Source organism: Natrarchaeobius chitinivorans, from assembly GCF_003841505.1.
GTDB lineage: Archaea > Halobacteriota > Halobacteria > Halobacteriales > Natrialbaceae > Natrarchaeobius > Natrarchaeobius chitinivorans.
The window spans coordinates 1-18,611 of the sequence record NZ_REGA01000013.1; the positions used below are offsets into that span (position 1 = coordinate 1).

The 18,611-nt window shown below is 54.4% G+C and carries 14 protein-coding genes and 2 pseudogenes; 6 read left to right on the forward strand and 10 right to left on the reverse strand.

From position 1 onward, the window contains the following. Positions 1–450: 450 nt before the first annotated feature. From phnD to EA473_RS14115, 5 genes and pseudogenes are all read right to left on the reverse strand, one after another. Positions 451–1,590: a phosphate/phosphite/phosphonate ABC transporter substrate-binding protein gene (gene phnD, locus EA473_RS14095; protein ID WP_124196297.1), complete on the reverse strand. Its 1,140-nt coding sequence runs from the start codon at positions 1,588–1,590 to the stop codon at positions 451–453. 663 nt (positions 1,591–2,253) lie between these two features. Continuing rightward, positions 2,254–3,066, reverse strand: coding sequence for a phosphonate ABC transporter, permease protein PhnE (phnE, locus tag EA473_RS14100; protein WP_124196298.1), 813 nt, complete (start codon positions 3,064–3,066; stop codon positions 2,254–2,256). Between the two features lie 15 nt (positions 3,067–3,081). Then, complete coding sequence (gene phnE / locus EA473_RS14105) at positions 3,082–3,885, reverse strand: phosphonate ABC transporter, permease protein PhnE (RefSeq protein WP_124196299.1); 804 nt, start codon at positions 3,883–3,885, stop codon at positions 3,082–3,084. Further along, entirely contained in the window at positions 3,886–4,689 is an 804-nt protein-coding gene (phnC, locus tag EA473_RS14110) for a phosphonate ABC transporter ATP-binding protein (protein ID WP_124196300.1), read from the reverse strand. A gap of 129 nt (positions 4,690–4,818) precedes the next feature. After that, positions 4,819–5,101 (reverse strand): annotated as a pseudogene (locus EA473_RS14115) (IS5/IS1182 family transposase); the annotation flags it as partial. Between the two features lie 237 nt (positions 5,102–5,338). Between EA473_RS14115 and EA473_RS23250 the strand changes: the two are divergent. From EA473_RS23250 to EA473_RS14135, 4 genes and pseudogenes are all read left to right on the forward strand, one after another. Next, positions 5,339–5,698, forward strand: a pseudogene (locus EA473_RS23250) (hypothetical protein); the annotation flags it as partial. 318 nt (positions 5,699–6,016) lie between these two features. Further along, entirely contained in the window at positions 6,017–6,778 is a 762-nt protein-coding gene (locus EA473_RS14125) for a metallophosphoesterase family protein (RefSeq protein WP_124196301.1), read from the forward strand. A 1,056-nt stretch (positions 6,779–7,834) separates the two neighbouring features. Beyond that, a complete protein-coding gene (locus EA473_RS14130) occupies positions 7,835–8,410 on the forward strand; it encodes an amino acid-binding protein (protein WP_207890190.1) in 576 nt (191 codons plus the stop codon). Then, on the forward strand, positions 8,407–9,363 hold the full coding sequence (locus EA473_RS14135) for a homoserine dehydrogenase (protein WP_124196302.1): 957 nt from the start codon (positions 8,407–8,409) through the stop codon (positions 9,361–9,363). The genes EA473_RS14130 and EA473_RS14135 overlap by 4 nt, the downstream gene beginning before the upstream one ends. A 261-nt stretch (positions 9,364–9,624) precedes the next feature. Here the strand turns inward: EA473_RS14135 and EA473_RS14140 are convergent, their stop codons facing one another. The 5 genes from EA473_RS14140 to EA473_RS14160 all read right to left on the reverse strand — a co-directional run bounded on the left by EA473_RS14140 (position 9,625) and on the right by EA473_RS14160 (position 15,629). Further along, positions 9,625–10,872, reverse strand: a complete 1,248-nt coding sequence (locus EA473_RS14140) for an MFS transporter (RefSeq protein ID WP_165875297.1) — start codon at positions 10,870–10,872, stop codon at positions 9,625–9,627. Positions 10,873–10,901: 29 nt separating this feature from the next. Next, positions 10,902–12,020, reverse strand: a complete 1,119-nt coding sequence (locus tag EA473_RS14145) for an ABC transporter ATP-binding protein (protein WP_124196304.1) — start codon at positions 12,018–12,020, stop codon at positions 10,902–10,904. A gap of 299 nt (positions 12,021–12,319) precedes the next feature. Beyond that, complete coding sequence (locus EA473_RS14150) at positions 12,320–13,150, reverse strand: carbohydrate ABC transporter permease (RefSeq protein WP_124196305.1); 831 nt, start codon at positions 13,148–13,150, stop codon at positions 12,320–12,322. Further along, positions 13,150–14,079 (reverse strand): carbohydrate ABC transporter permease, encoded by a 930-nt coding sequence (locus tag EA473_RS14155; RefSeq protein ID WP_124196306.1) that lies wholly within the window; start codon positions 14,077–14,079, stop codon positions 13,150–13,152. The genes EA473_RS14150 and EA473_RS14155 overlap by 1 nt, the downstream gene beginning before the upstream one ends. Positions 14,080–14,237: 158 nt before the next feature. Then, a complete protein-coding gene (locus tag EA473_RS14160) occupies positions 14,238–15,629 on the reverse strand; it encodes an ABC transporter substrate-binding protein (RefSeq protein ID WP_124196307.1) in 1,392 nt (463 codons plus the stop codon). Positions 15,630–16,239: 610 nt separating this feature from the next. On the opposite strand from EA473_RS14160, the gene EA473_RS14165 reads away from it, so the two are divergent. Both EA473_RS14165 and EA473_RS14170 read left to right on the forward strand, forming a co-directional pair. Then, on the forward strand, positions 16,240–17,040 hold the full coding sequence (locus tag EA473_RS14165) for a shikimate dehydrogenase (RefSeq protein ID WP_124196308.1): 801 nt from the start codon (positions 16,240–16,242) through the stop codon (positions 17,038–17,040). A gap of 54 nt (positions 17,041–17,094) precedes the next feature. Beyond that, positions 17,095–18,582 carry an aldehyde dehydrogenase family protein gene (locus EA473_RS14170; RefSeq protein ID WP_124196309.1) on the forward strand — a complete coding sequence of 496 codons (1,488 nt, stop codon included), beginning with the start codon at positions 17,095–17,097 and terminating at the stop codon, positions 18,580–18,582. Positions 18,583–18,611 lie beyond the last annotated feature (29 nt).

The window sequence follows — 18,611 nt, forward strand, 5'->3', positions numbered from 1 at the left end:
CTCGCCTGACGAGACGGGCTGGATCGCCCGGACTGATCAGCGATGGCTCTGGAACGGCGGCGCACTCACGACTGCGAGTGCGCCGCCTGTGACGGGAGACATAACGAAGAACCGGCTGGTTTGGTGGAACAGCAGCTATCTCGGTATGATAGCGGTCAGACTCGGTGCAATTTCGGCGTGGTCGCCGTCTCAGCCAGTCACTAAGCTAGAACGGATGCCCCATTCGTGAATATTAAAATTCACCACTTGGATTCCAAATCATCGATAAAACTCGGAGCTGGGCCCAGGTCAACGAATATTGAGTACCGTTCCAAACGTCAGTTGATAATCGAATTCGGATCCACTGCATGAGTTCGCTCGTCAGTCAACGGTTGGGCCGGTACTAGGTGGAAGTTTGAATCCAAAAGCGACCTACAAAATACATATATTATAGAAATAGTTTTATTCGTGTTACGAGTGGTATTCCATGCCAAGTCCTTGCTGAACCTGCAACACTACATCCCAGACTGGTGCATAATCAATTTCAAGCCATTCCGTGTTGTCGATTGCCTCTTCAATGGAGGTACCGGCATAATCGTAGTCGAGAACTGCCCGTTCAATTCCTTCTTTTACATCTGGGTGAAGGTTGTGCATATAGCATAGAGGCGCAAATGGGAACGGCTCACTCATGTAAACAATTTTGATTTCGTCAAAATCAATCTCGTCTTCGACGCGTTGCATCGACCCCGCCGCAATCGGTGCAGCGTCGTAGTCCCCGTGATAGACACCGAGTTGTCCTTCGTTGTGGCCACCGGAAAATACCATGTTGTAATCCTCTTCGGGATTGATACCGGCTTCGTCTTCGAAAAGAACACTTGGTGCTTGATGGCCGGAGAACGATCCATCGCTCGAATGGGCTACCGTCTTTCCTTCTAGGTCTTCGAGCGAGTTGATGTCGTCGTTATCTCGCCGCGTAATCAACCACAATCGATAGCCATATCGGCCTTCATTGACGGGCATTCCAATTGGGACGGCTCCACCGACATTAACTGCCAGGGGGACAGTGCCGGTAGCAAAATTAGAGACATGGACGCGGTCCGAACGGAACGCTTCTATCGTCGCCGAATAGTCCTCCATAACGTTGAACTCCACCTCACGACCGGTTTCCTCTTCGATGTTTTCTTCAAGTGGATAAAAGAGGTCTTGATAGATACCATCTGCTTCTTCACCTGAACCATATGCTAATTGGATGACGTCTGGATCGACAATCTCGTCTTCGTCATCGGGTTCATCCCAAACTGGATCACCATGTCTCGGCTCATCGAGATCCCGTTCCATTGCTTCTTCGAGAGCAGCTTCAGTCCCCTCGTGAAGATTGTTTTCGTACAACGTAGGGGCTAAAGCTGGCAACGTCTCTCTGGGATTGTCCGGATCAAAGTCCTCGTATGGGGCTACTCCGTTTCCGCTGTCTGCACTGTCGTCGGTATCCCCATTACCGTTTCCATTACCGTTTCCATTTTCTCCTCCGGTACAACCCGCAACTCCAACAGCACCAGTTGAGGCAATACCTGCTAAGTAAGCCCTTCTATTAATGGTGTTAGATTTCACCATGATCCATTAGTATGTCTCCTAATACAAATACCTATCCCTCCAGTGGAACGTGACAACAACTGAAATCTCCGCTGAGTCTGTTCGTCGCAGTTCCGCCTATCGGGTCGAACGTGCCAGAATGACTCGATGTTCTACTCTCGCCGAACGTGGTCACCTGAAAGAGGCAACCGAAGCGGTTGCCTTCATTACCTCGTATCTGGGACGCGGATACTTATACTGTCGGAGAACGGGCACAGAATACTCGAATACGCCTCACGGGTGAGTCGAGCTAGAGTAGTGATATTCCGTCACTGCACTCCCCTCGAACTCGGGCGCGGAGAATCGTTTCGACGATTACTATACTATCTACTGAAAGTCATTGCACACCTGATCGCCAAACGGAATGGTCTGGATAAATCCTAACCTCGTCACGGAGCCACTTTGCGTCGATTTCTCTCGGGTAATTATTGATCGCCAGTTGAGGTGTTCAACTATTACGCTGATTGCACATTAGCCCGCGGCCGTTCTGTTTTCCGGTATAAGACCAATTCTGTTCGTCTCAATCGGTCATCAACGTCCCAGTTTCTCGTTCAACGTATGTTCGCTTCAGTCACAGAGGACGATAAACGGGAACCTCGGGAAGGTCGAACCCACCCTGCCGAAGGCAGACGACGAAATAGAGAATTAAACCCCTCCGATCTTTTTTCGAAGATATGCAGATATCCCCTCACTGAATATTACGATTAACAAAATACTTAGCAGAATAGTGGTTACACCTGGCCAGTACAGTCGAGTGATTGCACTGTCAAGTACTAGCCCGATTCCGCCAGCACCGACGAGCCCCAACACGGTTGCCTGACGAATATTGATGTCCCACCGGTAGGTACTCATACCGATGAACGCCGGTTTGATTTGAGGAACGATGCCGTATACGAATACATCAATTTTATTTCCACCGGTCGCAGTGACGGCTTCAACCGGTATTGGATCTATCTCTTCGATTGCTTCGGACAGCAACTTGCCAATAAACCCTATCGAACGGACAGCGAGGGCGAATATTCCGGCCAAGGCACCTGGTCCAAACATAACGACAAAGATAAGCGCCCAAATAATGGCGCTAATAGACCTAGTAACCGAAATGATGAACTTACCGAAGTACACTAATGTCCAATGTGGCGAAACATTGTTTGCCGCTAAATAAGCTATAGGTACAGAAACGATGATCGAGAGAGCAGTTCCCATGATAGACATGTGTATCGTTTCTATTAGCGGTGAGGCAATCTCGTTAACATAACCTAGGTCCGGTGGGACCATTCGGTACAAAAGATCATAGATCTCGTAGTGAGCCGTTAGTAGATATTCGTAGTTAACGTTCATCACTCGCCAAGAGACGATCAAAATTGCAAGCCCAACCAGCGCGGTGCCGTAACGCCGTATGTTGTCTCGTTTATCAAACCGATTCCACATCCCTGAATCCTGTTGTGGCGCTGTAGTCATTGTATCAACCTTATATTATTGATATTTCTCTCGAACTTTGAGACTCATTACTTCACCTATCATCACACAAATGAGAATGGTGATTAGTATAGCTAGACTGAAATCCAGTTGAAACCGCTGAAACGAGGACATCAGGGTCGACCCGATACCGCCGCCGCCAACGATACCGATAATCGTGCTCGCACGAAAGTTGATGTCCCACCGGTATACCGAAAGACCAATGAATCGAGGTTTGATCTGGGGGATAATGCCATAGGCCAATGACTGAAATGGATTTGCACCCGTTGCACGAATCGCGTCATACTGTAGACGATCCATGTCCTCTATCTCTTCTGAAAGCAATTTTGCAAAGAAACCAATTGTCACCACCGCAAGGGTAATTACACCCGCCAAAGGCCCGACACCTACCGCTTTTACAAAAACAATAGCCAAGATTAATGGATGAAAGGTTCGTGAGAATACGATGATTCCCATTCCAATATAGTATACCGGTCTTGGGGCGTAATTTTTCGCAGCCATAAACGCAACTGGAGCACTGAGTATAACCCCAGCTATGGTAGCAACGATAGACATCGCTATGGTATCTATCATTCCGGTCCAAATACGTCCCCTGGCTGTAGGTCCGAAGTCGGGCGGAAACATACTAGATACCATATCCGCACCTGCCCCAAAGCCAACTATAAGCCGATCAATCGGTACACGGAGTTCCCAAACGCTCCACAAAACAAATAGAACAATCCCAGAGTATACAGCCCACTTCCTTACCCGTGACTGGAAAACGGATGGCCGATTCCAGGTGTGAGATTCCTTCGTACTCATTTATATTTCCTTTATATCAGTCGACTGGAGTTCGGAGTCATCAGATACATCTACCTCTTGCTCCGGATCCTCGCCTCGATAGATCTTGTCCTTAGCAGATTCATCTAATTCCGCCGCAAGACCCTCAAATACAACCTCTCCATCACGGAGCCCGAATATCTTATCAGCAAACCTCGTTGCCAGGTGGACCTCGTGAATATTAATGAGGACAGAAATGTCCTCTTCTTGAGCGATATCTATCAGCAACTCCATCACCTTCCGAGACGTTTCCGGATCAAGGGCACTTGTTGGTTCGTCTACTAACAAAATTTTGGGGTTCTGAATCACTGCGCGTGCGATTCCAACACGTTGACGTTGGCCACCGGAAAGTTCGTCTGCTCTGTCGTCCTCATAGCCCGCCATATCTACCGTTGAAAGGATTTCACGCGCCCGTCTGATATCCTCTTCCGGATAATTCCTTCTGAAAGCATTTAAAGAACTCATATAACCCAAACGGCCAGATAATACGTTTTCCATTACAGTCAATCGATCGACGAGGCCAAACTCCTGAAAGACCATCCCAATATCACGTCTGGCATTTCGCAGCTCCTTCTTCGAAAGTGAAGTTACTTCTACATCATCTAGAAAAATGGTGCCCTCCGTTGGTTCCTCCAGTCTATTTACACACCTAATCAAAGTACTTTTGCCGGCACCACTCGGCCCAATAATTGCAACGATCTCACTACTATCAACTTCAAACGAGACACCCTTCAGGGCCTCATCCCCGGTTGAATAGGTCTTCTTTAAACCATCTATTTTCAGCATGCGGGTTACCAATATTGCCTTGCAGCATATATATTTGACTGAATATGATGATTTATCTAGTGATATCGGGGTTAGCAACAGTACAACGTGTTCGGGATCAGTGAGAAACCACTCAATGGTGTCTCTCTATGGGGGCTTGTTGAGCCCGTAGTACCAGACGAGTCCGTGCTGGAGTTCTCGCGTGGCTGGACGTGTTCCGTAGATATTCTTGTAGTAGCAATGGAGAAAGGCGTAAAAGAGATCTGGTGGTTGGTAAACTCGCGTTCGCCCCCGGCGATAGGGGGCAAACACCCGTACTCCACCAAAACTCGAATTCAAGATAGTCAAACAACGGAACTGTTTCGATAGCGACTGTATTCAAAAACTCGTCGACCGAAGCAACGTCGTGCAGGATCGCGGTTGTGTTGGACACACATTCCGTACCCTGTTGCTTCGTTTGTGACGCTTTCTATGAGATGGCCAACCATTTATAACGGAAACTGGCATAGTGTAATATAATATTTTTGAGAGAGACTGTTTAGCAGTACTTCCGTGGTTTAGACCAAGCAGGTGATTTTTCGCCGGAGAATGCAACTATACCTACGTGGGCTGAGCAGATGACACAGAGTACGAAACACAACAGTAGCGAGAACTCTTCGCTAAGCGCCGAGAAAATGCGAATAGTCTAAACGACATTGAACACTGGGCGAAACGCAAGATTGCAATTGAACTCGTTAAACATGTTGTCTCGGCCGATATCGAACATGGCCATGTCGTTGCTGATCGGAACTACGGTAGGTCCCGGAGTTTTCGAGAGAACCTCCGAAGTCTACGGCGAAAGGAAAGAGGCTGTAACACCGCGACCGATTCAGAATCGAGTCTTCTACTCGAGATAGACCTCTTCAGCCTCCGCGGAACCGATTCCACGGTGGCATCCCTCTCTCGTATTGAAGTGAAACACGACCTCAACGAGAGAGGGTTTCTCGTTAATGCTGACGACTATCTGACTGCCCCTTTCGCCACAAAGTAAACGGTCAACTCGATACCAACGAGCGAAACCACATTGAAAAGTGGCTTCAGACGCTCTTGATGCGGATCAATCGTTCCACGCCTCTTGGCGGAGCTGTCCAGCCCGCATTTGCCGCTGGCCCAGGCACCCCAGACATCACTATAACCATGATGAGGCGAATCAAGCGCTAAGCGGTAGAACACCCGTCAAAGAGGTATAAGGTTTTTGAACATTGGTGAAGAGATTCTGAGATAAGACCGGCTAAACAGAGTTAGAGATGGATCTAATCTGGGTGAAAATTTTCCAAAGTCCTAATAGAAGGTGTGACTATAATTTCGTATGAAACATCTCATAATTGGGGATATTCATGGAAATCTACCTGCCTTGGAAGCAGTGTTGGCAGAGGAGTCAGATTGGGACAGCGTCATTTTTTTGGGGGATGCAGTCGATTCTGGTCCCCATCCAAATCAAGTCCTTACGCGCTTAGCGAATTTATCCGGTACCTTCCTCATGGGAAATCACGACAGCGAAATCACTGAATCGAAGGACAAAGATCCACCAACTCCCCGTGAGTACACTAAGTGGACCAACAATGTAATTTCTGAGGAGAACAGAAGCCTGATCAGGAGCTTCATCCCGGATACAGTGCTATCATTTCCCGATGCAGAGCTGGGAGATATGCGAGTACACCACGGGGATTTTACAATTGAGGATAGTGACATCGATTGGAACGGGCGTCTCTGGCCGGATTCCGATAGCGAAATATTCGAGTTATTATCTGATCGATATGACGAACCAATCGTCGTGTTTGGCCACTCACATGTACAATTCGAACGATATAAAGACGGAACGAGATTTATTAATCCAGGTAGCGTTGGACAACACCGATTACAGACGGTGAAAGCGTGTTATGCGGTACTTGAGGATGGCATCTTCGATTTAAAAGCAGTCGAATACGATGCAGAAAAGGCGGTCAAGGCTCTTCACGAACTTCCACTCGGTGATGCATTGATCAAAGAGCGAAGCCAGATTTATACGGATGGGATACTCACAATCGACTTGCGAGATTTCACGTCCTTACGAGAGGCAGGGTACCGGTAAATTACAATGTTCCCCCCTCCCCCCCTATATAAAGTGGAGTTCGGAAATCGAGGACCAGCTTGCAAGGACACTCAATAAGAATTGTTCCAATGGCAATTATTCAGGATCTCATAACCGATTATGGGCCTCTAAGCTTTTGCCAGACTGAAACTAAGACTTGGTCTTGAGTCCAATCCGATCGTCTAGAGGGTTGCTGAAGGAAGAAATAAGGACTGGTACTTAAACAAACGGCGTTTCCACTTTTGACGTCGAAAATGGGTTCGTGGTCACCGGCTCCGTCAGTGATCAGAGCGTATTATCTCTCTTTCAGTGGCTTTTTTTCATCACTCTCCCGGTGGGTTCTTCACCAGGTTTGTTCTCGAAAAGGACGGTCTTATTGCAGTGTTCACACTTGAACAGGCAGCTTTCGCCGTGAGCTACTAATCGATACTTCTCCATCTCCGTCGGAACGGAGCGGCAATTACACGTTGGGGAAAGATCGGCGTACCACTTGACCATTATCTCGACTCCTACTCAAGAATAGGAGTTTCTTCTATTCAATATTTTGTTTCTCTGTGAACTAGAAACACGAGAGTTGAACGAATCCGAGGGATACCACCGAATCCCCTTTGCCCATCGTGATACACGTCGTCGAAGTCGCACCCCCTGATAACGAAGCGAACTAATAGTGTGTCGGAATCGATGGTACGAGTCGTCATGACACGGGTGATCGATCGACGATAGCCCACAAATGAGGAATAGCAGTCGGTGAAACGATGAAACTATCGTACATTTTGAGTACCGAGGTGAAATGCGAGTACATACTAGGTAGTGCATCAATCGATACTCTATCGCAGGTGGCGAACGGTTCCTCTCTCCGATACGTGGCCACACTCATTCGAAAGCATCCGCATTCGACAAAACCGACGAACTGAATCGAAATGGAAACGGTCCAAACGCGATATTGAAAACCGTAGTTTTCTGTACACTTGGTTCCAGTGGTGCCACGCCGGCGGACGACGAAAGAGTTCGATGACCGATAGAGATTTAAAACTGAAAATAGGACAATAGTAAATGATGGATCAGATAAACCGGTCGGAAAGCGAATCGTTGTACGCGACCGACGGCGGATCGAAAATCCACAAGTCAGCCCACACCATCCGGCTCGAGCTGGTCGACGAGCCGGGTTCACTTCTCGAGGCGTTGAAACCGATCGTGGCGAACGAGGGCAACTTGCTCTCTATCTACCACGAACGGGGGAAGAAAAGTCCCCGTGGGCGCGTCCCGGTCGAGGTGGACTTCGAGGCGACCGATCGCCAGTACAATTCGATCATCATGGCGTTTCGCCGTTCCGGGTTCACCGTCGTCGAGACCGGAAAATCACAGTACTCGGAGGAGTTTATCGTCCTCCTGGCCGGAGACGTGATCGAAACGGACGTCACCGATACGATCGAGCGGGTTCGGGACGGATCGAACGTCTCCGTCATCGACGTCTCGCTAACGCCGGGTCAAAGCGAAGACGAAATTTCGGGAGCACGGTTTAGACTCGCAACCCAGGAAGGAAAGATGTCCGAGACGCTGGAGATGCTGCGCGAAATCACCGAGGAAAAGGGGCTGAAACTGATCGAGCCGCTGACGGAGGTAGAACGATGAGACTCGTCGTGATCGGGACCGGATCCGTCGGTCGATCGATAGCCGAACTCGCAGCCGACTACGGTCACGAGATCGTCGGACTCGCCGATTCAGCGGGGGCAGTCATCGCCGAAGACGGGGTCGACGTCGCCGACGCGTTCGAAACCAAAGCGGCTGACGGGACGGTCGGTTCGGCCGACCCAGCCGACGTGTTCGAGACGTCGTACGACGTCCTCGTCGAAGCGACGACGACGGTCGACGACGCGAACCCCGGCTTCGAGAACGCTCGAGAGGCGCTCGCTCGAGACAGGGACGTCGTGCTCGCAAACAGGGACCCAGTCGCTAAACGGTTCGACGAACTCCGGGAACTCGAACGGAACAGCGACGGAACGGTCAAATTCGGGGCAACCGTCGGTGGCTCTCTGCCGATCATCTCGATACTCACCGATCACAGGCCATCGAACATCGTCTCGGTGAGGGGGGTGCTCAACGATACGTCGAACTTCATTCTCTCGCGGATGGCCGCCGAGAAACTCGACTACGAACACGTGCTGACCGAAGCGAAAGAGCTCGGTATCGCCGACGAGGATCCGTCGGCGGACGTGAACGGAACCGATACTGCGGTGAAGTGTACGATACTCTCGAACATGTTGTCGTCGTACGACGAAAGCGCCATCGACGACTCGATCACGGTCGACGACGTCGACACCGACGGGATCACGAACATTCCCGGAAGTTTGCTCGAACTCGCCGCACAGGATAGCCGAACGATTCGGTTGATCGGCGAGGTGAACGGAAACGGCGTACGGGTCGGACCCCGACTCGTCCCCGACGACAGCCCGCTGGCAGCCGAGGGGGCACAGAACATCGTCCAAATCGAGACCACACACAGCGGAACGATTACGCTGAGCGGACAGGGAATGGACGACCACGGAACTGCGAGTGCCGTGTTCACGGACATCGATCGACTGTAACACGCAGCCGAGGTGACTTCTGATACGGATTGCGGTACCTGTGTACCTGAGACCGCGGGACGACGCCCGATCTTCGGTACTGACGGACAGTAAACAGTATGAGGCCGCCAGGTCCGGTCCATCGCTTTTCTATCTATCAGTAACCCGATCCGACGGCGGCGGCGGTGTCGGCAACCGTCGAGTGGGTGAGTAAGAGCGGATTCGAACCAGCCTCGAGTGGACGAACGAAACCGTCAGGGGAGCGGTTCGGAGAGGGAAGATCTACAGTTTCTCGGGTGAGGTCGCGATCATGACGAGAACACTCAGACACCCGATGACGGTAAATGCCACCGCCGATCCACCGAGCGAGTACCGAATTGCGTCCTGAAAGCCGAAAATCGGCTCTGCAAGCGTTATCACGCCACCCAGGAAGACGGGGGCGAACGTGGCCCCGACGCGACCGACCGCTTCCCCGGCACCCACGAGTCCACCGCGGTACTGGACCGATGCCAGTTTGGAGATGATGCTCCTGTACAGCGATAGAATAAAGCCGAATCCGACTCCGATGAGTATCGCCCCGAGCGCTGCGACGAGGACGCTCGGGGTGTACAGGACGACGAGAAATCCGAGACAGAGAAGCGAATTCGCTCCCACCAACGTAATCGTGTGTCCACTGATCATGGAGTTGATCCGTCCCGCCTGAATCGCGGTCAGCGCGTAAACGAAGTTGACGATACCCACGATGATACCAGCATCTCTCGGCGTTCCACCGACCAGTTCGACGACGACGATCGACACGTAGGTCAAAAACCCGATGTACACGAAGACGGGCGTAAACCGGGCGACGAGAAAGCTGAATACGTGAGTCTTGAGACACTGCCGAGATAGCTCTACGACGTACTCGAGGGGGACCGATCCCGAAGAGGTCGACTCCTGATCGTCGGTAGATGGGGTTCTCGATTCGGACAGGAACAGATACGACAGGCCCGCGAGCGGAATCGAAAGGCCGTACAGGTAAAACGGGTACTGCCAGGCGACGACCACGAGAATGCCCGCGAAGACGGGGAAGACGGCCGACAACAAGCCGGAGACGCCGAATCTCATCCCCTGTGCCGTCGTTTCGCGTTCGCCCGAAAACAGGTCACCGACGATCGTGATGAGGACGGGCGTGATTCCGGAAAGACCGGCCCCCTGAAGGAACCGGAGGGCGAGTGCGATTCCGAAACTCTCCGTGAACGCGATCAGGACGCCACTCGTTCCGAACAACAGTAAGCCAACAGACAACACCGGCTTTCGGCCGTACGTATCGGCCAGAAAACCGCCGAGAACGATCAGAACGATTCCCGGCGCTGTAAACGCAGTGATCATCAGCCCGACTTCGGTCGCCGACACCGAGAACGGATCCCGGAGCGAGTCGAGTATCGGCGAGACGAGGCTCGTACCGAGTGGGGTAACGATTCCCGCGATCAGAACGATCTGAAAGTCACGATTGCCGACGACGTCGTGGTTATCGCCGACTAGTCGGCTCAAAACTGAACGAGCAGTCATACCGCAGCCACTTACGGCCGGGTCAGTTCGTTGGTGATTACCTCTTCGGTGGACGCATCGAACAGGTGGACGTCCTCGTGAGTGAACGTCAGGTCGAACTGGTCGTCGGGTTCGGGGATGTCATTCGGCGGAATCGAGACACGAATCTCTTCGTCGGAGGACTCGACGTAGACGATGTTCTCGTCGCCCATCTGCTCGTAGATACGGACCGAGCCGGTGATGATCGAGTCCTCTCCGTCGGAAACCTTGTTGACCTCGTTCGGCCGGACACCGACCAGAACCTCGTTGTTTTCGACCTCCCTGTCGACGGTTTCCTGGAGTTCCGCAGTAACCGGGAGCGGACGGTTGAATAGATCAGCCGTGATGACGCCGTCCTCGACGGTCCCCTTGATCATATTGATCGTCGGCGATCCGATAAACCGTGCGACGAACGCGTTCTGTGGGTGATCGTAGATTTCGTCCGGCGGCGACTTCTGCATGATTTCCCCGTCGTTCATCACGATGACGCTGTCGGACAACGTCATCGCCTCGACCTGATCGTGAGTGACGTAAATCGTGGTCTTGGGGAGCATCTGGTGGAGTTCTTTCAACTCGGTTCGCATCTTCGATTTCAGTTTGGCGTCGAGGTCGCTGAGAGGTTCGTCGAGAAGAAACACTTCGGGATCCCGAATCAAAGCTCGTGCAAGTGCTGCGCGCTGTTGCTGGCCGCCCGAGAGCTGCGGTGGCTTCTTGTTCAACAGTTCCGTGATACCGACCATCTCGGCCATTTCACTGACCCGGCTGTCGACCTCTTCGCCCTCGGCGTCCGCGTACTTCAGACCGTATCTGATGTTGTCTTCGACCGTCTTGAACGGAAACAGGGCGATACTCTGGAAGACCATCGAGATGCCGCGGTTCTGTGAGGAAACGTCGGTGACGTCCTCACCGTCGAACAGGATGTCACCGCTCGTCGGGGTTTCGAGACCGGCGATCATACGGAGAAAGGTCGTTTTGCCACATCCACTCGGTCCAACGACTGTCGCAAATTCCCCCTCTTCTATCGTGACGTCAATCGAGTTGACGGCGACTTCTTCACCGCCATCGGAGAGTTCGAAGACACGTCTCAGGTCAATGCATTCAACACTTGCCATAGTGGATACCGGGTTTTCCCACTCCTAGTATTTATTCATACCCATTTATCGCCATCTCCAAAAATCGATACTCGATTACCGCGACGAATGGCGGGAGTACTGGGTACACCTGCTGGAGATTCTCGAGACCACCGAAACTACGTGCGGACGATCCGTGGGTGGGACTGAACGTGAAAGAATGGAACGTCTCGAACGATCTTTCGGTCAGTATCGAAGGGTTTCACTGGAGTGATGATGCCCGATTTCAGACGCCCAACGAGAAACGAGAACCGAGAAAGCCAATGGGGGCCGCCGCGGGATCAGTCCATTCCGCCGACGGAGAACCCTTCCAGGAGGTACTTGTTGAGGAAGTAGATGACCACGAACGGTGGAAGCACGAGGAACGCGCCACCGACCATGATGTGATTCCACCTGGTTTCGGTCCCGCCGACGAACTGTGCGATTCCCGTGGTGAGCACTTCCTGGTTCGGATTGCTGATCAGGACGAACGCGAAGGTAAAGTCGTTCCACGAGATCGCGAACGCGAATATTGCACAGGCGACGATTCCCGGAAGCGCCGCCGGCATCGCGACCTCGAAGATCGTCCGGAATCGAGACGCACCCATGATCCAGGCGCTTTCTTCCCACGCCAGGGGCACCGTCTGGAAGAACTGCCACATGATCCAGGTCGTGAACGGGAGCGTTACGGACGCGTGTGCCAGTATCAGCCCGATATTCGTGTTCACCAGTCCGACGCGCTGGAAGATGACGAAGAACGGGAGCCCGAGCATCATCGACGGGAACATGTACGAGAAGATAAACGCCCGTGCGACGTTCTTGCGCTGCCAGACGTCGTACCGTGCGAGGCTGTAGCCGGCGAACGAGGCCACCGTGACGCTAAAGATGATGTTGCCGGCCGCGACCATCAGACTGTTCTGGAGCCAGATCCGGTAATCGGTCTGCTCGAACAGCATGAAGTAGTTTTCGAGGGTGACCCGTCCCGGAACGAGTTCGGGCGGATACGTGATGATATCCTCGAGCGGTTTGAAGCTGGTTATGAGTAGCCAGTAAAGCGGAAGACCGAACACGATGACGGTGAGTCCGATCAGGATGCGGGTGGCGATCGGTCGGACGGTTTCTTCAGAGAGCATCAGGATTCCACCTCCTCTTCTGGGGCGAAGTAATAGAAGTATATAATTGCAACGACAGCGAGCAGGAGGAACATGATCGTCGTGACCGCAGCACCGGTTCCGTAGTCAGCGCGACCGAACGCCTGGTAGTACGCGTAGATGACCATCGTCCGCGTCGAGTCGAACGGTCCTCCGCGAGTGAGAATGTAGATCATGTCGAACTTGTTGAACATGAATATCCCGCGAAGGAGGATGACCAGAAACAGCGCACTCCGGATGTGCGGGTAGGTAACGTCGATGAACCGGCGGAACGCGTTTGCGCCGTTGATCCGGGCGAGTTCGTACAGTTCCGAGTCGATAGACTGCAACCGGGCCAGGATGATGAGGACGACGAAGATCGTAAACTTCCAGCCGGAGATCCAGGTTACGCTGTGGATCGCAAGCTCCTGCGAGAAGAAGTTGATCGTGTCGTCGACGGGCGTGTACGTTATCAGGTAGTAGTTCAAGACGCCGATCTGGTGGTCGAGCAGGAATCGGAAGATGATCGCCACGGCGACCGTCGGGATCAGATACGTGACGAGAACGAGCGTCCGGACGAAGTTCTGGAAGCGGAACGTCTCGTTGAGCAACAGCGCTATCGCGACGCCAGCGACCGTCTGCAAGACGACCGAGTAGACCGCGTACACCGCGCCCAGCCACACCGAGTGCCAGAAGTTCGAATCGGCGAACAACAGGTTCTGATAGTTGCTGAGACCGACGAAATCGAGGTTCGAGCCGGCCCCGCTGTGAAAGCTTATCCAGATCCCGTACAGGATCGGAAGGACGGACAGGAACAGAAAGACGAGGACGGCGGGAAGCAACAACAGGTATCCCAGCAGATTATCACGACTGTCGATCCACTGATTCAGATTGTCGAAGTTCACCGATATTCGCTTTTGTATAGTGCTCATCTCAAACACCCGATATTACGCGCTGATCCATACATACTACCGTATCGTAGCTTTTGGGCTCATAAGTGTTCTGATCGCTGTCGTCGCGTACCGGCCGTGACGCGGGGACGTGTGTCTCTGTCGGCCCTGTGCATCATAATGATGAAATTCGAGAGCGGCTACTGGTTGAAGCGCTCTTCGAAATCGGGAATCTCCGTTCTGAGTTCGTCCGCCGCCCAGTCGACAGCCTCCTCCGGTTCCATCTGACCGGCCATCGGCGCGGCGAGCATGTTGGTTCCGATCTCCGTCCCGCGGATCAGCGTGTCCCAGTACGGCGTCACCGCGTCGTCGCCAGTGATATTCGTATAGAACATCACACCGTCGGCGTTTTCTTCGACGTAATCGATGTACTCCGGCGAAGATTGGACGATCTCGTTTTCCTGATACCGATCCGAGCGAAGGATATTCAGGTCCGTCGGCACCCTGTGAAGCGGCACTTCGAGCAGGAAGTCGACGTAGTGGTCGGAATTCATGAAGAAGTCGACGTAGCTCTCAGCGAGATCGGGGCTATCCGCGCCGATGTCCTCGGTCGGGACCGAGAACCCTTCACCGATCGTCGCGATGGAGTAGTCGGCGTCACCCGACTGCATCGCAGGCGTGTCGGGGAACGGAGCCATCTTCACGTTCTCGGCTTCGTCTGGGTTTTGCTCGTGGAAGTTGAGCAGGGCTCGAGCCGGATATTTCGTATCCATCACCTGCTCGGTAGTGAACAGTTCGGTCGCCTCACCGTATCCGTAGTTAACGGAGTCCGGCGAGTACTGGTAGGCCTCCTGGAGGTACTCGAGGTACTCGATCGCACGGGATCGGTACGGCTCTTCGTCGACGACGACGTACGGCTCTTCGTCCATGCTGTCGCGGTCGATGAACTGGGATCCGTTGCTCAGCATCGGGTGGTAGTGCCCGTAGATCATGTACGGGTGTGCACCGTTTGCGATGTACAGGGTCGGATCCTGATCGTCCGGAAGGTGATCGTCGAGTACCTCGAAGTTGTGGAGTTGTTCCTCCCAGTCGCTGCCCCACTCGATGCCGGCTTCCTCGTAAACGTCCTCCCTGTACCACTGGGCACACATCTGGAGGTTGCCGGGAACGTACACTTCGGTTCCCTCGATGTTCAGCCTGAACGAATCCGGAATGCCGCTGGGAACGATATCCGAGAGGTCGCGGAGATACCCCTGAAGACCGAACTCGGCGTGGTAACTGACGCTGGTGAAAATCAGGTCAGGTGCGTCCTCGGCCGCCAGTCGCTGGTCGATCGTCTGGCGGATGTCGTCGCTCGGAACGACTTCGAACACCGGCTCGACGTCGGCGTCAGCCTCCTGTTCTTCCCACTCCTCGAACGCGTCCTCGAACTTCTGATGAGCGGACTGAACTTCGACGTCGCTCAGGACGTGCAGCTCTCTCGTTCCGCTACCGTTACCGCCGTTACCGTTACCGTTACCGTTACCGTTACCGTTACCGTTGCCACCCGTACAGCCGGCGATTCCGGCCGTAACGATCGCGGAAGATGCCAATATGCTTCGACGACTGAGCGGCGTATTGGTTCCAGTACCCCTCACACCATTTCCTTTACCATCATTGCTAGTCATAATCTGACTGTAATCGCAGATTGGAGTCGTCCTATATATATATTTCCCAACGGCTGCGGGGTCTCAGATCGGTCGGTTATCAATCCGATTTATGAGGGAAGTTGAAAATCGCTCACCTAAGAACCGATCTACGGCGACTGGAATAGCGTCTCGGTGATGGGATTGCTAACACTGGTAACCAGTGGATCGGTGAGCTGTCGAGGCCCGCTGGCAGTGGCTGGGATGGGGACCGGTATACTGCCGGACAGCAGTCAGTGAGACGTCGGTCGCGAATTCGCGGCCGTGCCATCGGAGACGACCGCAGGATAGCGACCGATTGTCGAATAGTTCTGTCCGACAGTATAACGACCGACAGCGGCCCGCCCAGGATCGGTAGAACGCCGACCTGCCGAACGGCCGAAACCGTCGTTGAAAAGTCGGAACACCGAAGATGAATCGTGGGCCGTCCGAAACGCCGTGGAGGCCGGTATCGGTCGAACGGGTAAGTAACGGAAACACAAAAAGTATATACAACATCGACTTTGAACATTCCAGTATGGATCTCTACGGGATAATAGGGAACCCTGCACATCACTCGATGTCTCCGCCGATGCACCAGGCGGCATACGAGGAGTACGGGATGGACGCGAGTTTCGTCACCCTCGAGTCGGATCCCGAGGACCTCGAAGCCGCTATTCGAGGTGCTGATGCCCTCGGAATACAGGGGTTGAACGTAACGATGCCGTTCAAAGAGGACGTCCTCGACCTCGTCGAACTCGACGAGGTCACCAGTCAGATCGGCGCCGTAAACACGATCGACTTCACGGGAGAGGGAGCCCCTGTCGGATACAACACCGACGGCGTCGGAGCCCGCCGTGCACTCACACACCACGGCGCGTCAATGGACGGAAACGCCGTCGTCGTGGGGGCCGGGGGGACCGGACGAGCCATCTCCTTTGCGCTCTCCGAAGCGGGGATGTCGGTCGACATTCACAACCGGACGGTCGAACGAGCCACGGAGGTCGCAGAGATCGTTCCCGGCGCGTCGAGTTACGGGTTAGACGAGCTTTCCGAACGGGTCCCGGAGGCGAGCGTTCTCGTTGACGCGACGAGCGTCGGAATGCACGAGGACAACTCGCTCGTGCCACCGAGCGCCCTGCACGAGGACCTGACCGTGCTCGATGCGGTGTACACGCCACTCGAGACCACGTTGTTGCGTGATGCGAACGAACAGGGCGCGACGACCGTCGACGGGGCCTGGATGTTGCTGTTCCAGGGTGTGGAAGGGTTCGAACTCTGGACCGACAAAGAGGCACCCGTCGACGCGATGAACGACGCCTTGCGTGAGGCCCTGTAAGGTCTCTCGCCGGTACAGTCAGCCAATCGACTTTCGAAACGAGAGAAGATACCCATGACCGAAGACGCTTCCGAAGACCGACCAGTATCGATCGATGGAGAGTGGAACGAGATCTACGTCGATGGCGAGTGGCGGCCGGTGCCGGACCGCGACCGGATCGACGTCGAAAATCCCGCGACGAGAGAGCTGATTACGCAGATCCCCGCCGGCACCACCGACGACGTCGACGACGCCTACGAGGCGGCAGTCGCCGCACAGACCGAGTGGGCACAGGCGACGCCGGCCAGGCGAGCAAAGGTCGTCAGACGAGTGGCGGAGTTGCTCGATGAGTACGCCGACGAGATCCGTGAGATCCTCGCCGTCGAAGCCGGGAGTGCGCCGCCGAAACTCGACATCGAACACGGCGGTGCGGTGACGTTCGTCCACGACACTGCGTCGTTCCCGTTCCGGGTGTCCGGACGACACAACCAGTCGAAGATCCCCGGCAAGGAAAACATCGTCCAGCGCGAACCTGCGGGCGTCGTCGGCATCATCAGCCCGTGGAACGTGCCGTTGAAGCTCGCGATACGGGCCGTCGCGCCCGCTATCGCCCTCGGGAACAGCGTCGTCCTCAAGCCGCCGACCGAGACGCCGATTTCGGGCGGCCTCGTGATCGCGCGGCTGTTCGAGATGGCGGGCCTCCCCGACGGCGTCCTCAACGTCGTCACCGGCCCCGGTTCGACGACCGGCGACCGCGTCGCCTCCCACCCCGACAGCGACGTCATCGCGTTTACCGGATCGACCGGCGCGGGCCGACTCGTCGGGAAGAACGCGATCGACCACTTCGCGCTTCCCGCCCTTGAACTCGGTGGCAACAATCCACACGTCGTCCTCGAGGACGCGGACCTCGACGACGCGGTCGCCGCCGGAACGTTCGGCTCGTTCTGGCACCAGGGACAGGTGTGTATCTCGATCAATCGCCACCTCGTCCACGAATCGATCTGCGACGAGTACGCCGAGCGACTGGCAGCGCGTGCAGCCGAACTGCCGATCGGCGATCCACGCGAGGAGGAGACGGTCGTCGGGCCGATCATCAACGAGTCCCAGCGCGACGAGATCGTCGGCTACATCGAGCAGACGGTCGAGGAGGGAGCCACGCTCGAGACCGGCGGCGACTACGACGGCCTGTTCGTCGAGCCGACGGTGCTTACGGGCGTCACCAACGACATGGCGGCGGCCTGCAACGAACACTTCGGGCCCGTCGCACCGATCGTTCCGTTCAGTACGGACGAAGAGGCGATCGAACTCGCGAACGACACCGAGTACGGACTCGCCGGCTCGGTTCACTCGGCCGACCGCGGTCGTGCTCGCGACGTCGCCGATCGGATTGAAGTGGGGATGATGCACGTCAACGACCAGCCAGTCAACGCGGAGCCACACGTTCCATTCGGCGGGAAGAAAGCCTCCGGCGTCGGTCGGTACAACGGCGACTGGATCATCGACGAGTTTACGGAAGTGAAGTGGACGTCGATCCAGCGCGAATCTCGCGAGTACCCGTTCTAGACGTCCTCCGATCGGTCCGCTGCGACCGG